The organism is Microbulbifer maximicatervae (SeqCode) (genome assembly GCF_052467615.1).
Genome location: NZ_CP174319.1, coordinates 3137458 through 3152604, shown reverse-complemented (window position 1 = coordinate 3152604; position 15147 = coordinate 3137458). Strand labels below are relative to the sequence as shown.

Here is a 15147-nt window from a genome sequence, read left to right as displayed (position 1 = left end):
ATTACGGCCCCTTTTTTCTAATTTTTAGTGACAGAACCCCGAGGATTGAATCATGGCGATTACCGCGTCTATGGTAAAAGAACTGCGCGAGCGCACCGGCCTGCCGATGATGGAGTGTAAGAAAGCTCTGACGGCTGCTGATGGCGACATCGAAAAGGCGATTGAAGACCTGCGCAAAGCCTCCGGCCTGAAGGCCGCTAAGAAAGCTGGCCGCACCGCTGCTGACGGCGTTGTTGCCGCTAAAGTTGCAGAAGATGGCAGCTACGGCGTACTGGTTGAAGTGAACTCCGAGACTGACTTCGTTGCTCGCGATGAAAACTTCCAGGCGTTTGTTGCCAAGGTTGTGGAGAAGGCATTTGCCGATCGCCAGCAAGACGTAGCTGCCCTGATGGAAGGCGAGCTGGAAACTGCTCGTGAAGCTCTGGTTCAGAAAATCGGTGAGAACATCGGCGTGCGTCGTATCGAGTTGGTTGAAGCTCCAGTTGTAGGTGCTTATGTTCACTCCAACAACCGCATCGCTGCCCTGGTAGCTCTGAGCGGTGGAGAGGTCGAGCTGGCCAAAGATGTTGCCATGCACGTGACTGCGGTTAATCCGCAGGTGAACAAGCCGGAAGATATGCCTGCTGACGTCCTGGAAAAAGAAAAGGACATCATCAAGGCTCAGCCGGATATGGAAGGCAAGCCGGCTGAAATCGTAGAGAAAATGATGGGCGGTCGAATCAAGAAGTTCCTGAAAGAGAACAGCTTGGTAGAGCAGCCTTTCGTTAAGAACCCGGATGTAAGCATTGGCAAACTGGTTAAAGATGCCGGTGCCGATGTGGTTTCCTTTGTTCGCTACGAAGTGGGTGAAGGTATCGAGAAGGAAGAGGTGGATTTCGCAGCGGAAGTTGCGGCCCAGGTTAAATCCTCTTCTTAATCGCATATTATTGGGTGCCCTCGGGCGCTCAATCGCAGTGGGGTGCTTCCGCTGGGGTTTCTTACCTACAGCGGAGCACCCCTCTGTGTAAATGACTGAAATTGTTGTAATGTTCAGCGGCAAGGCCTGGCCACTAACAGGTACATTGAAGGGGACTAACGAATGCCCGGTATTAAAGACCGCAAGTATAAGAGAATTTTGTTAAAGCTCAGCGGCGAAGAGCTGATGGGTGATCAGGGTTTCGGTATCAGTCCCAAGGTGCTGGACAAAATGGCCCTGGAGATTGGGCAGCTGGTCGGTATTGGGGTCCAGGTGGGTTTGGTTGTTGGTGGTGGCAACCTGTTCCGTGGGGCTGCGTTGAGCGCTGCAGGTCTCGACCGTGTGACCGGTGATCACATGGGAATGCTGGCCACGGTAATGAACGCCCTGGCACTGCGCGATGCCCTGGAAAGATCTGACATCTCCTCGAGAGTGATGTCCTCGATTCAAATGAGCGGTATTGTCGATCACTACGATCGCCGTGCGGCTATTCGCTACCTGGAGCGTGGCGAAGTTCTGATTTTTGCTGCCGGTACCGGCAACCCTTTCTTTACCACTGATTCTGCAGCTTGCCTGCGCGGTATCGAAATTGAAGCCGAATTGGTTTTGAAGGCGACCAAGGTCGATGGCGTCTACTCTGCAGATCCCAAACTCGACCCGACAGCAACTCGCTATGACCAGTTGACTTACGATGAGGTTCTCGACAAGAAGCTCGGCGTGATGGATTTGACCGCTATCTGCCTGTGTCGCGAGCACAATATGCCTGTACGTGTATTCCGCATGGATAAAAGCGGGGCGCTGTTAAATATTGTGGTTGGCGGCGTGGAAGGCACCTTAATTGAAGAGGAAGTGAAATCGTGATTGAAGATATAAAAACAGACGCGAAAGCTCGTATGGGTAAGGCGCTTGATGCCCTGGCTGGAAATTTCAACAAGATTCGCACCGGCCGTGCACACCCGAGTATTCTCGATGGCATCCACGTCTCCTATTACGGTTCTGATACTCCGTTATCTCAGGTTGCCAATGTTACTGTTGAGGATGCGCGCACTCTTTCCGTAACTCCCTGGGAGAAAAACCTGGTCCCGGATATCGAAAAGGCCATTATGAAGTCCGATTTGGGCCTCAACCCCAGCACAGCTGGTGCGGTTATCCGTATTCCAATGCCTATGCTGACCGAAGAGACCCGCAAGAACTTCACTCGCCAGGCAAAAAGTGAGGCAGAGACGGCGCGGGTTTCCATTCGCAATATTCGTCGCGATGCGCTGGCGGACGTGAAGTCACTGGTCAAGGACAAGGAAATTTCTGAGGACGATGAGCGTCGCGCAAGTGACGACATTCAGAAAATTACCGATCAGTTTGTCGCTGATGTGGACAAAGCACTGGCAGCGAAAGAAAAAGATCTGATGGAAATTTAATGAGCATCGGTGGTACCGAGCTACATGCTCCCGGCCCACGTCACATCGCCATTATTATGGATGGCAATGGGCGCTGGGCTGCCCGAAAGGGCCTTTCCCCTTCAGCCGGCCACAAGGCCGGTGTCGAGCGTATCCGCGACCTGCTTTCAGCTTGTAAAGCTCGCGGCGTTAAAGCGCTTACTCTGTTCGCCTTCTCCAGCGAGAACTGGCAGCGCCCTCCGAAGGAGGTCGAGCTGCTGATGAGCCTGTTTAATTCCTATTTGCGCAAAGAGGCCCGGCGGATGCGGGAGGAGGGGGTTCGCCTGAGAGTTATTGGTCGACGGGACCGATTTTCTCCTCGCTTGCAGCGCGCTATAGCCGAAGCGGAAGATATCACCCGCGCAGGGACTGAGGGCGACCTGATAATTGCGGCTGATTACGGCGGGCGCTGGGATATTGCCCAGGCGGCCCGCAGATTGGCTCAAGAGGTTGCCGATGGCACGCGCTCCCCAGAGTCGATTACTGAGGATGGACTTGGCGAATACGTACAACTTCAAGATCTGCCGCCGGTAGACCTTTTGATCCGCTCCAGCGGCGAGCAGCGTATTAGCAACTTTATCCTCTGGCAGGCCGCTTACAGTGAATTCTATTTTACTGATACGCTTTGGCCCGACTTTGACGAAGCCGAACTGGATAAGGCTATCGCAGAATATGAGTTACGTGATCGCCGCTTCGGCGGTCGCGCGGAGGGGGATGACGCGATCGCTCAGGCGTGATCCGGGCAAGTCTGCGGCGCCAGGCTTGCTATACAAATTGGTTGGAAATCTTTGCCGACACGCTCTTGATCTGTACAGAGTATCCAGACAGAGTGGTCAAGTTACTAACAAAGGGGTTTGCGGTGCTAAAACAAAGAATAATTACTGCTTTGGTGCTATTGGCACTGTTTATGGGGGTATTGTTTTTACTTCCAATGCAGTGGTTTTCACTGATATTTGTGGCGGTTATCTTGCTGGCGGGCTGGGAGTGGGCCAACCTCTCGAATTTGAATCGAGCCTTGCGCTTCGTTTTTTTGGCCGCATTGGGGTTAACCCTAATGGTCACGGCTCAATACGTCTTTTCAATGAATTTTGATGATCCAGATATCGATCGCGGCCGCCAGATTCTGGCTGTAGCCTGTGGTTGGTGGGCGCTCGCATTTTTGTGGGTGCAGAGCTACCCGTCCAGTGCTGCTCTGTGGGGCAACCGATGGGTTCGGGGTCTTATTGGCCTTGTAGTGCTTGTCCCAACCTGGTTATCACTGGTAGTTTTGCGGGGCTTGGATCACGGCGCCTGGCTGGTTCTCTATGTGGTGGCGATCGTTGCAGCGGCGGATGTCGGTGCTTATTTTGTCGGCCGCAAGTTTGGTAAGCGGAAGTTGGCTAGAGAAGTTAGTCCGGGCAAGTCCTGGGAGGGCTTTTTCGGTGGCCTGGGTGCTTGCTTGATTTTGGCTCTCGTAACTTCCTACCTATTTGAGCTTCCACTGAAAAATACTGTCTTGTTCACTTTTGGTGTCTTGGTTACTGCACTGGCTTCAGTTATTGGGGACCTGGTGGAGAGCATGTTTAAGAGGCACAGAGGGATTAAGGACAGTAGTCATATGTTACCGGGGCACGGTGGCATCCTCGATCGGATAGATAGCCTTTCCGCGGCTCTTCCAGTGTTTACGATGGCCGCACTAGCGAGCGAGCTGCCGAAATACTTGTAGAGGCGTTTCCGCTCCAGCTTTGTGTTTTATTCGCTAGCGCCCAGCTTAATGCTGGGCGTGCAATTGTTTGGTGGCAGCAATATTGCTATCAGAGGTACGAAAAGGGCCTATGCAAGTAATTCCCCCGCAACAAATTACCGTTCTCGGCTCCACTGGTTCGATCGGCGTGAGCACCCTGGATGTGTTGGCGCGACACCCGGAAAAATATTCTGTTTTTGCCCTTACCGCCCGTGAAAGGGTTGCCGACCTTGCTCAGCAGTGTCGGAGGTTTAATCCTCAATATGCTGTTGTTGTCGATGGGGCGCGAGCTGAAGAGTTGCGAGTACTGCTTGGCGATGAAGTGGATACGGAAGTCCTCAGTGGGGTGGAGGGCTTGTGTCGTGTTGCCTCCGATACTCAGGTCGATACAGTCATGGCGGCGATCGTAGGAGCTGCGGGATTGCGCCCAACCTTGGCGGCAGTAGACGCGGGCAAGAAAGTGTTACTGGCGAACAAGGAAGCGCTTGTTATGGCGGGCCCAATATTTCAGAGGGCCTTGAATAAGAGTGGTGCGCAACTGTTGCCGATTGATAGTGAGCACAATGCAATCTTTCAATGTTTGCCATTCCCCTGTGAGGATCTCGAAGCTGCGGGCGTGGAAAAAATACTGCTTACGGGTTCGGGCGGGCCATTTCGCACACGGGCTGCGAATGAGTTGGGGGCGGTGACGCCGGATGAAGCTTGTGCACACCCCAATTGGTCGATGGGCCGGAAGATTTCTGTTGACTCCGCCACAATGATGAATAAAGGGCTCGAATTTATAGAAGCGTGCTATTTGTTTAATGCGCGCCCTGAGCAGATTGAGATAGTCGTGCACCCCCAGAGTATTATTCACTCGATGGTACAGTACCGGGATGGCTCTTTACTGGCGCAGATGGGTAATCCGGATATGCGCACGCCTATTGCCCATGCCCTGGCTTTTCCCCAGCGCATTGATGCAGGGGTGCCAGCTTTGGACCTGATTGCGCAAGGCAGGCTGGATTTTGAGGCCCCGGATTTTAATCGTTTTCCTTGTCTGCGTTTGGCGCGAGAGGCTGTAAATGAGGGAAAAAGTGCTCCAACAGTCTTAAATGCAGCGAATGAAATTGCAGTAGAAGCCTTCCTGGAGGGGCGTTTAGCATTTACTGATATTGCATTGGTGATAGAAAAAGTGATGAATAGGGCTCCCGTTGTTGAACTGTCGGGGCTCGAGGCAGTCGAAGCCATTGATTTCAATGCGCGAGAACTGGCCAAGCAGGCGCTTGCCGCCCTCTAAACACATTGCCCGGCGTATAATGGCCGCTAAATTGCGTATGACAAGAAGTTGTAGCTGAGTATGGATCTAATTCAGACGGTAATCTGGGCCTTGGTGGCTCTCGGTGTACTGGTATCTTTCCACGAGTTTGGGCACTTTCTTGTAGCACGTCTATGTGGTGTTAAGGTGCTACGCTTTTCTGTGGGGTTCGGCCGCCGGTTGATCTCTCGCTATGATCGCCACGGTACCGAATTCACTATTTCCGCTATCCCCCTCGGTGGTTACGTAAAAATGCTCGATGAGCGCGAGGGGCCTGTAGCGGCTGAAGAGCTGGATCAGGCGTTTAACCGCAAGAGCGTATGGGCGAGGATGGCGATTGCCGCTGCCGGCCCTGCCGCTAACTTTCTTTTGGCGGTAGTCTTTTTCTGGGCTGTGTTCCTCGGTGGAACAGCGGGCCCGGTTCCTATTGTGAAATCCGTTGAGCCCGGGAGTATTGCTGCGTCGGCAGGCCTTGAGTCCGGGCAGGAAATTGTTGCTGTTGATGGTGAGGCTACCCCTACTTGGCAGGCCCTCAATTGGCGCCTGGCAAACCGCCTGGGTGATAGCGGCACCATAGAATTCTCTGTGCGCTATCCGGATTCCAACCTCGAATACCATATGGTGGCGGATATCAATCGCTGGCTTGCCGGCCGTGAAGTTCCCGATCCGCTCGGGGAGATTGGACTGCAGCTCTGGACTCCACCGGTGAGTATGACTCTTCATAATGTGGTGGAGGGAAGCCCGGCAGCCTCAGCTGGACTAAAGGCTGGAGACAAGATTGTCTCGACCGATGGCCGTGACTTTTCATCTTTTCAAAGCTGGACCGATTATGTGAGAGCCCGCGCTGGTGTTCCAATGGATATCACTGTCGAGCGTGGAGGCGAACCGCTGACGGTGTCCGTAACACCGGCGCAGATCAAGCTGGACAGCGGTGAAACCATAGGGCAGGTCGGAGTGCAGCCGGTATCAGAGACTTGGCCGGATGATCGAGTACGGATTTACCACTATGGGGTGGGCGGCGCTTTAGTAAAGGGCTTGCAGGAGACCTGGGATAAAACAGTCTTTACCCTGAATAGCTTGAAGAAACTATTATTTGGTCAACTTTCGACCAAAAACTTGAGTGGCCCCATTACCATTGCTAAAGTGGCGGGTACTTCCGCGGAAGCGGGATGGCAGTCTTTCCTGTCATTGCTGGCGTTGCTCAGTATTAGCCTTGGTGTACTCAATCTGTTGCCTATCCCGGTACTCGATGGTGGTCACCTCCTTTACTACGGTATTGAGGCGATCAAGGGGTCCCCTGTGTCAGAGAGGGTGCAGGTGATTGGTTTACAGGTGGGCATGGCCCTGGTGCTCTGCATTATGGGGCTGGCTCTGTACAACGATATTTTACGTTTGTAGTGCCCAGGACAGGCTTTTTTCCGGGCTGATAATGTGAGTGAGATTTTTATACGTGTGAGACGTTTTGTCTTGGCACGAGTTTGTTGTGAGTAAAAGCGACTCGGAAGCGGTATGAAGTATTTGCTGAAAGCGATCTTTCTGGGCCTGGTGCTGCCTCTCAGCGCTTTGGCACAGTCGTTCGTTCTCAGCGATATCCGAGTAGACGGGTTACAGCGGGTTTCTGCAGGTACAGTTTTTTCAGCGCTTCCGATTCGGGTAGGCGACGAAGTTGAGCCTGGCGAGATTCAGGATGCAACCCGAGTATTGTTTCGCACTGGTTTTTTTGAAGATATTCAGATTGGCCACGAAAACAGCGTTCTTGTTATTACCGTGAGAGAACGACCGGCTATATCAAAGATAGATATATCCGGGAACAAGGCGATTGCCACTGAGGATCTACTGAAGGCGATGAAGGAATACGGTCTCGCCGAAGGCCAGATCCTAAAGCGTTCGACCCTCAGGGGGTTGACCCAGGAGTTTGAACGCCAGTACGTGGCGCAGGGTCGATATGGCGCCAGTGTTAAAGCGGAGCTCAAGGAGCTGCCGCGCAACCAGGTTGAACTGCGGGTTGCTGTCGATGAAGGGGTTGTTGCTGCGATTAAACATATTAATGTCGTAGGAAATCGAGCCTTTTCTGATAAAGAGCTGGAAGAGATTTTTGAGCTTAAAACTACTGGCTGGCTCTCTTGGTTGCGCAGCGATGATAAGTATTCTAGTGAGAAACTCACTGGTGATTTGGAGCGCTTAAAGTCCTATTACCTGGATCGTGGATATCTTGATTTCCAGATTGATTCGGCTCAGGTATCTCTAGGGCCGGACAAGAAGAGTGTATTCATTACCATTAACGTGGTTGAGGGTGGTGTTTACACGGTTAGTGAGGTGGAAATTGCTGGAAACCCGATAGTAGCGGAGGAGGAAATCAACCGCCTGCTATTGGTGCGAGAAGGTCAGCGGTTCTCCCAGGCGAGGGTGACGACCACTTCAGACTATATTGCTAAACGCTTGGGCAACAAAGGTTACGCTTTTGCCGAAGTGAATGGTGTTCCTGAGGCCAATGAAGAAGAGAGTACAGTAAAAATTACCTTCTTTATTGATCCGGGAAAGCGCACTTATGTGCGACGTATTAGTTTTCGCGGGAACACTCGCACCGCAGATGAAGTCTTGCGGCGTGAACTGCGCCAGATGGAGTCAGCTTTGGCTTCCTCTGCGCGTATAGAACAATCCAAAGTGCGTCTCGAGCGCCTTGGATACTTGAAGGTAGTGAAAGTTGAAACAACTAAGGTGTCCGGCACCTCAGACCGGCCCGATGTTGATTACATGGTAGAGGGGCAACCCTCTGATTCTGGGGGAGCGGGGCGCTAGTTTGCGTTGTAACTCCTGGATTGCGAATAAAAACACCTGGAATTAGTAGATGAAACATTTCCTGAAAGCGGCTTCTCTTAGCCTGGCACTGCCTCTCAGTGCTTTAGCACAGTCATTTGTAGTTGATGACATCCGTGTGGAAGGGCTGCAGCGCGTCTCTGCCGGTACCGTATTCTCAGCTCTCCCTGTGCGAGTAGGGGATGAGGTGGAGACTTTGGAAATCCAGAGTGCCACTCGGGCACTGTTTCGCACAGGTTACTTTGAGGATATTCAAATCGGCCAGGAAAATGGTGTCCTGGTCATTACTGTGCGCGAGCGACCTGCAATTTCCAAGATCGAGATTACGGGCAACAAGGCGATTGCAACAGAAGACTTGTTGAAAGGCATGCAAGAGAATGGCCTTTCAGAGGGGCAGATCTTCAAGCGCGCAACCCTTGAGGGGTTGGCCCAGGAGCTGCAGCGTCAATATGTTGGCCAGGGACGCTATGACGCCAGTGTTAAAACTGAAGTAAAAGAGTTGCCGCGCAACCAGGTTGAGCTTCGCGTAATTGTTGATGAAGGCTCAGTAGCTGCGATTAAGCACATCAATATTGTCGGCAATAAGGCGTTCTCCGATGAAGAGCTTGGAGAGATTTTCGAACTGCAAACCACCGGGTGGTTGTCGTGGCTGCGCAGTGATGACAAGTATTCCCGGGAGAAATTGACCGGCGACCTGGAGCGTCTCGAATCCTATTACCTGGATCGTGGGTATCTGGATTTTAAAATTGACTCTACCCAGGTTTCCCTGAGTCCCGATAAAGAGAGTGTATTTATCACCGTCAATGTTTATGAAGGCGATGTTTACACCATTAGTGAAGTGGACCTGGCGGGTGATCCTGTAGTCCCAGAGGAAGAAGTTAAGCGCTTGCTGCTGGTGCGGGAAGGGCAGACCTTCTCCCAGGTTCGTATGACAACAACCTCGGATTATATTACCAAGCGCCTGGGGAATGAGGGCTATACCTTTGCTGAGGTTAATGGCATCCCCGAGCCCAATAAAGAAGAGAAAACGGTAAAAATCACCTTCTTTATTAATCCCGGCAAGCGGGCTTATGTTCGCCGAATTAATTTCCGAGGTAATACTCGCACTACAGATGAGGTTTTGCGTCGCGAGATGCGCCAGATGGAGTCAGCTTCTGCTTCCTCTGCCCGTATAGAGCAGTCTAAAGTCCGCCTTGAACGCCTGGGCTATTTCAAGGAAGTTGAGGTGGAAACCTCAGAGGTGCCGGGTACATCCGATCAAATTGATGTTGAATACACGGTTGAAGAACAGCCTTCAGGATCTATCGGCGGCACAATTGGCTGGGCCCAGAGCAGTGGCTTGGTACTGGGGGCCAATATCCAGGAAAATAACTGGTTAGGCACCGGTAAATCCGTAGGTATTGGGATGAATGCCTCGACCTACCAGACGTCTGTGAACTTCTCTTACCTTGACCCTTACTTCACACCGGATGGTGTGAGCCGTGGCTTTAATGTCTTCTACACAGAGAATGATTACTCCGAGGTCAACCTCTCTGACTACAACACCACGACTTATGGTGGTGGAGTTAGTTTTGGTTACCCGATGTCGGAAATTTCCCGCCTCGGACTGAATGTTAATTTCAACCACTTGGAGCTTTCTGCTTCGAGTAGCTCAGTCCAGGAAATTCAGTCCAGCCCACGCCTCTTCGATGATACTTCTCTGGATGGTATTACTGAGGCAGAGGCGGTCGAGATAGTAGAAGCATTAAATGATGGGGTAGCTGAAGATCTAGCGATGACAATAGATACAAGCCAGTTTAATACTTCGGCTGATGGGTTTATCGATCGCTATGGTGATGCATTTAATAATCTGAGTTTAACTGCTTCATATGCTCGATCTACGCTCAATCGAGGTGTTTTGGCAACCCGTGGAGCATCGCAAAATTTTTCTGCTGAGTTTACTGTGCCGGGTAGTGATTTGGAGTACTACAAGCTTGTGTACACTGGGCAATATTTCCGTCCGCTAACGAAGAGTTTGACTCTGCGTTTACGTACTCGTTTGGGTTATGGTGACGGTTTCGGGGACCTTGATGAGCTGCCGTTCTTTAAGAATTTTTATGCTGGCGGTTTTGGGTCTGTACGAGGCTTTGAGCGCAATACTTTAGGGCCCAGGTCTACACCGGCAGAATTCTATACACGCTTGCCGTGTGCAACAAATGGCGAAGAGTATACACAATACTGCTACGAAGTTGACAGTGAGGGTAACTTGGAGATTGATAGCTATAGTGACGCTGATCCCTTTGGCGGTAATATCCTGATTGAAGGCAGTGCAGAAGTTATTTTCCCATTGCCATTTGTCAAGGATCAGCGATCGCTTCAATCTGCTTTCTTTGTAGATGCGGGTAATGTATTCGATACCAGCTGTGGTGATACCCAAATCAACTGTTACGATGTGGACTTTGGTAAGATGAATGTCTCTGCGGGGATAGGCTTGACCTGGATTACCGGTTTTGGCCCGCTGACATTCAGCTTGGCGAAAGCTCTTAAGAAAAATGATGATGACGATGTGGAAGTATTCCAGTTCACCCTGGGTAACAGCTTCTAAATTTGTCAGATAAAATGAATTAGGCGTATATCAGCGCAATTAAAATAAAATCTATTGGAGAGACCGACGTGCTTAAGAATGTAAAAATTGTTGCAGTATTACTTGCAGGTATGACCTTGTCCGGCGCAGCGCTGGCGCAAACCAAGGTTGCGGTACTTAACCTACAAGCTGCGATCATGAGCACAGATGCAGCTAAAACCAAGGTTAACTCCTTGAAGACCAGCTCTGAATATTCGAAGCTGCAGAGCAGTGCCGAGTCAATTCGTTCTGAACTGCAAAAAATGGCTGAAGATGCCAAGAAAAACAGTGTGACCTGGTCCGATGAGCAAAAGACTGAGTACCAGCGCAAAATGAATTTCCAGCGCTCAGATTTTGAGACAACGGTGAAAAAATTGCGTGCAATGGAAGCTCAAGTGGGTCAAGAGATCCAGGCTTCTATGGGACCAAAGGCTAGGGATGCCCTGGACGCACTGATTAAAGAGCAAAAGCTTGACGTAGTGCTGGATTCCAATACTGCCTACTATGTAAGTCCCAGCGTCGACCTGACAGAGGCTGTTGTTAAGCGTATGAACGCAGCCAAGTAAGTCGATAGTCTTCTATGAAAGATAGCTTTTCTCTTGCCCAGTTGGCGCAAGAGCTGGGGGCCGACTTGCGGTTGGCGCCCGGTTCAGATTCCAATCAAAAAGTTCAGGGTTTAAATACACTGCAGGATGCCGGTGCAGAGCACTTGGCTTTCCTCGCAAGCCCTAATTATCGACGCTTTCTGAAAACGACCAAAGCTGCCGCAGTGCTGGTATCGGAAGAGTTTGTTGAAGAGTGCCCGGTAACGGCTTTATGTGTTGTGGACCCCTACTTGGCCTTTGCTCGAGCAACAGCCCTGTTCGATACAACTCCTGAAGCACCTATTGGTATTCACCCCTCTGCAGTGGTTCACCCCGCGGCAGAGATTGGTGCTGGTGTCAGTGTGGGGCCCGGCTCTGTGGTCGAGGCCTACGCAAAATTGGAGCCTGGAGCGATTGTTGGTGCTAACTGCTATGTTGGCGAGGGCAGTTTAGTCGGTGCAGGAACACGCCTGTATGCCGGCGTTGTTTTTCATCATAACTGCTCTATCGGTGCACACGGTATTATTCACAGCCAGACGGTTATTGGAGCCGATGGCTTCGGGTTTGCGCCTAATAAAGGCAGTTGGGTGAAAATTCACCAGCTTGGTGGAGTGCAAATTGGCGAAGATGTGGAAATTGGAGCCAATACCTGTATAGACCGTGGAGCTTTGGGTGATACGGTGATTGGGCGAGGAGTCAAGATCGACAATCTGGTCCAAATCGCGCACAATGTGAAGATTGGTGACTACACGGCCATAGCCGGGTGTGCCGTAATTGCCGGTAGTGCTGAGATAGGGAAGCATTGTCTTCTCGGTGGCTGTAGCCGTATTAACGGGCACATAACGATTGCAGATGGCAGTCAGGTGTCGGGTAACACGTTTGTTACTAAGTCGATAAAGGATACTGGTAGCTACTCTGGAGCGCTATCCTTTGCCGATAGTTCTACCTGGCGTCGTAATGCTGTGCGTTTTGGTCAGTTGGATCAAATGGCGCGTAGATTGAAAGATTTGGAAAAACAGGTTCAGGCACTGTCCCAAAAGAGTGGGACAGACGATTGAACTTTAGTTATTAATTAATTTGGCTTTGTTGTTTTCGGGGCGTTTTACGCCCCGAAGTGGTTTCTGGGGGCATTTGGAATGATGGATGTACGTGAAATTCGCGAGTATCTGCCGCACCGTTATCCTTTTTTGTTGGTGGATCGTGTAGTAGAACTCGAAGAAGGGAAGTATATAAAAGGCTATAAAAACATTTCTGGAAATGAAGAAGTTTTTAATGGCCACTTTCCGGAAATGCCTATTTTCCCGGGAGTGATGATTGTTGAAGCCCTGGCCCAGGTCTCGGGAATCCTCGGCTTTAAAACGTTTGGTAAAAAACCGGAAGATGGATATCTGTATCTGTTCGGTGGGGTTGATAAGGCGCGCTTTAAGCGTCAGGTGATCCCGGGTGATCGCCTTGAGCTCGAGTCTGAAGCGGTATCTGTTCGCAGAAATATCTGGAAGTTCGCTTGTAAAGCCAGTGTTGATGGCGAGCTGGCAGCTTCTGTTGATATCCTATGTGCCGTCAAAAAGGTTCAGTAATTCTGTAAAGCTCGCTGGAGAGTTAGATTCAGGATTTTCCGGGTAGCCTTTGTTTTAAGGGTACAGGTTACCCAGTACGATTAATGCCGAGGAGTAGATCCCAGAATGCAGACAAGTATCCACCCTACAGCTATTGTCGACTCTACGGCAGTAATTGGTTCCGGGGTGAGTATTGGTGCTTACACCATTGTTGGAGCCGGCGTAGAGATAGGTGATGGCTGTGATATTGCCTCTCATGTGGTGCTTAGTGGGCCGACCAAACTGGGGAAGAACAACCGAATCTACCAGTTTGCTTCCGTAGGGCAGGATACCCCGGACAAAAAGTATCGTGGTGAAGAGACGACACTCGTTATTGGCGACAATAACGTGATTCGCGAGGGGGTTACGATCCACCGTGGTACCGTTCAGGACCGAGGTGAGACCACTATTGGTGACGAAAACCTGATCATGGCCTATGCCCATATTGGCCACGATAGTGTTGTTGGTAATCACACTATTATGGTGAATAACTGTGGTTTGGCCGGTCATGTTGTTGTTAAGGACTGGGCGATTCTGAGTGGTTATAGTTTGGTTCACCAGAACTGTACTGTGGGGGAGCATGCTTTCCTGGGAATGGGCGCTGCTATCGGTAAAGATGTTCCTGCTTATGTTATGGTTGCCGGAAACCCTGCTGAAGCAAAGACCATTAACTCGGAAGGGCTGCGGAGGCGGGGCTTTTCTAGAGAAGATATTGCCCTGATCAATAAAGCTTACAAGACTGTTTATCGTCGCGGTCTCACTATGCAAGAGGCGCTGCAGGCCTTGATGGAGTTGCGTGAACAATCTCCAGTTATTCAGCCGTGGATAGAGTCTTTGCAATCTTCCACCCGCGGCATTGTTCGCTAATTCACTTCTCTTTGGAGCTGTTTTATGCGGCTCCGATTGCACTTTATGCAACTCCCATTTAGTTCCAACATAAACAGCTCCCCAAGAGGAGGGATTTAGGCGTGTCAGAAAAAAATAAGCCGATACGAATTGGTATTGTTGTCGGTGAAGCGTCAGGAGATATCCTCGGTTCTGGTTTGATGGCCGCATTAAAAACTCGGCTTCCCAATGTAGAGTTTGAGGGGATTGCCGGGCCGCGCATGCTGGAACTGGGTGCTAAAAGTTTATTTCCTATGGAGCGGCTATCGGTAATGGGGCTGGTAGAGCCTTTGAAGCGCCTTCCAGAACTGTTGAAAATCCGCAGATCTCTCCGTCGCTACTTTACTGATAACCCTCCCGATCTATTTATTGGTATAGATTCCCCGGACTTTACATTGACTCTTGAGGCTGCGCTCAAGGCTGAGGGTATCCCCACCGTCCATTATGTCAGTCCTTCGGTTTGGGCCTGGCGGCAGGGTCGAATTAAAAAGATTGCGCGGGCTGTCGACCATATGTTGACCCTGCTTCCATTTGAAGCGAATTTCTACCGAGATAACCAAGTACCGGTGACCTTTGTTGGCCACCCTTTGGCTGATGAAATTCCCCTGCAAGTGGATGTCGCCGGCGAACGCAAAGCATTGGGCTTTGAGAAAGACGACCGGGTAATTGCCCTTTTGCCTGGCAGTCGTGGAGGTGAGGTTCGCATGCTGGGGCCGTTGTTTTTGCAGACGGCCCGATGGTGCTATCAGCGTCATTCGGATATTAAATTTGTTATTCCCGCTGCCAACAAGCAGCGTATGGATGAGATTCAAGAGCAGCTAAAAGATTACCCTGAACTCCCTATTACTTTACTTGAGGGGCAATCGAGACGGGCCGTTTCAGCGGCAGACTGTGTGCTTATTGCATCGGGTACAGCAACCCTTGAAACGATGTTGCTTAAAAAGCCCATGGTCGTTACCTACAAGCTGGGCAGATTGACGTCTATGATCGTCTCGCGGATGCTGCATACCCCATGGGTTTCGCTACCAAATTTACTTGCCCAAAAAGAACTGGTACCGGAAATTTTGCAGAATGATGCCATTCCTGAGAATCTTGGTGCGGCGGTGATGCAGTACTTTGAAGATCCGCTTCTTGGGGATCATTTAGAGCGCGAGTTTTTCGAAATGCATCAACAGTTGAGACGCAATGCTTCTGAGCGGGCTGCCGATGCCGTGGTGGGGCTACTGGAAGCTAAGCCTGAATCTGCCGAGTAGTAAGTT

General features: G+C 50.8%; 13 protein-coding genes and 1 pseudogene. All 14 read left to right on the top strand.

Features of this window, described 5'->3' with window-relative positions; genetic code table 11:
- Positions 1 to 52 precede the first annotated feature (52 nt).
- The 14 genes and pseudogenes from tsf to lpxB all read left to right on the top strand — a co-directional run bounded on the left by tsf (position 53) and on the right by lpxB (position 15141).
- Positions 53 to 916: a translation elongation factor Ts gene (tsf, locus tag ACJJIM_RS13920; protein WP_108734016.1), complete on the top strand. Its 864-nt coding sequence runs from the start codon at positions 53 to 55 to the stop codon at positions 914 to 916.
- A 162-nt stretch (positions 917 to 1078) separates the two neighbouring features.
- A complete protein-coding gene (pyrH, locus tag ACJJIM_RS13915) occupies positions 1079 to 1816 on the top strand; it encodes a UMP kinase (RefSeq protein WP_282933675.1) in 738 nt (245 codons plus the stop codon).
- The gene (frr, locus tag ACJJIM_RS13910) at positions 1813 to 2370 is read left to right on the top strand and encodes a ribosome recycling factor (RefSeq protein ID WP_282933674.1); all 558 of its coding nucleotides are present in this window, start codon (positions 1813 to 1815) and stop codon (positions 2368 to 2370) included. Before pyrH ends, frr begins: the two co-directional genes overlap by 4 nt.
- On the top strand, positions 2370 to 3125 hold the full coding sequence (gene uppS / locus ACJJIM_RS13905; RefSeq protein WP_444911257.1) for a polyprenyl diphosphate synthase: 756 nt from the start codon (positions 2370 to 2372) through the stop codon (positions 3123 to 3125). Before frr ends, uppS begins: the two co-directional genes overlap by 1 nt.
- 122 nt (positions 3126 to 3247) lie before the next feature.
- Positions 3248 to 4093: a phosphatidate cytidylyltransferase gene (locus tag ACJJIM_RS13900; RefSeq protein ID WP_413662816.1), complete on the top strand. Its 846-nt coding sequence runs from the start codon at positions 3248 to 3250 to the stop codon at positions 4091 to 4093.
- Positions 4094 to 4202: 109 nt separating this feature from the next.
- Positions 4203 to 5387 carry a 1-deoxy-D-xylulose-5-phosphate reductoisomerase gene (ispC, locus tag ACJJIM_RS13895; protein ID WP_444911256.1) on the top strand — a complete coding sequence of 395 codons (1185 nt, stop codon included), beginning with the start codon at positions 4203 to 4205 and terminating at the stop codon, positions 5385 to 5387.
- Positions 5388 to 5447: 60 nt separating this feature from the next.
- Positions 5448 to 6803, top strand: coding sequence for an RIP metalloprotease RseP (gene rseP / locus ACJJIM_RS13890; RefSeq protein WP_444911255.1), 1356 nt, complete (start codon positions 5448 to 5450; stop codon positions 6801 to 6803).
- A 111-nt stretch (positions 6804 to 6914) separates the two neighbouring features.
- Positions 6915 to 8192, top strand: a pseudogene (gene bamA, locus ACJJIM_RS13885) (outer membrane protein assembly factor BamA); the annotation flags it as partial.
- 61 nt (positions 8193 to 8253) lie between these two features.
- Complete coding sequence (bamA, locus tag ACJJIM_RS13880; RefSeq protein ID WP_444911254.1) at positions 8254 to 10806, top strand: outer membrane protein assembly factor BamA; 2553 nt, start codon at positions 8254 to 8256, stop codon at positions 10804 to 10806.
- Positions 10807 to 10874: 68 nt separating this feature from the next.
- On the top strand, positions 10875 to 11390 hold the full coding sequence (locus ACJJIM_RS13875; RefSeq protein ID WP_413662813.1) for an OmpH family outer membrane protein: 516 nt from the start codon (positions 10875 to 10877) through the stop codon (positions 11388 to 11390).
- 14 nt (positions 11391 to 11404) lie between these two features.
- Positions 11405 to 12466: a UDP-3-O-(3-hydroxymyristoyl)glucosamine N-acyltransferase gene (lpxD, locus tag ACJJIM_RS13870; RefSeq protein ID WP_444911253.1), complete on the top strand. Its 1062-nt coding sequence runs from the start codon at positions 11405 to 11407 to the stop codon at positions 12464 to 12466.
- Positions 12467 to 12544: 78 nt separating this feature from the next.
- Positions 12545 to 12985 carry a 3-hydroxyacyl-ACP dehydratase FabZ gene (gene fabZ, locus ACJJIM_RS13865; RefSeq protein WP_108734005.1) on the top strand — a complete coding sequence of 147 codons (441 nt, stop codon included), beginning with the start codon at positions 12545 to 12547 and terminating at the stop codon, positions 12983 to 12985.
- 105 nt (positions 12986 to 13090) lie between these two features.
- Complete coding sequence (lpxA, locus tag ACJJIM_RS13860; protein WP_444896539.1) at positions 13091 to 13870, top strand: acyl-ACP--UDP-N-acetylglucosamine O-acyltransferase; 780 nt, start codon at positions 13091 to 13093, stop codon at positions 13868 to 13870.
- 101 nt (positions 13871 to 13971) lie between these two features.
- Complete coding sequence (gene lpxB, locus ACJJIM_RS13855; protein ID WP_444911252.1) at positions 13972 to 15141, top strand: lipid-A-disaccharide synthase; 1170 nt, start codon at positions 13972 to 13974, stop codon at positions 15139 to 15141.
- Positions 15142 to 15147: the final 6 nt, after the last annotated feature.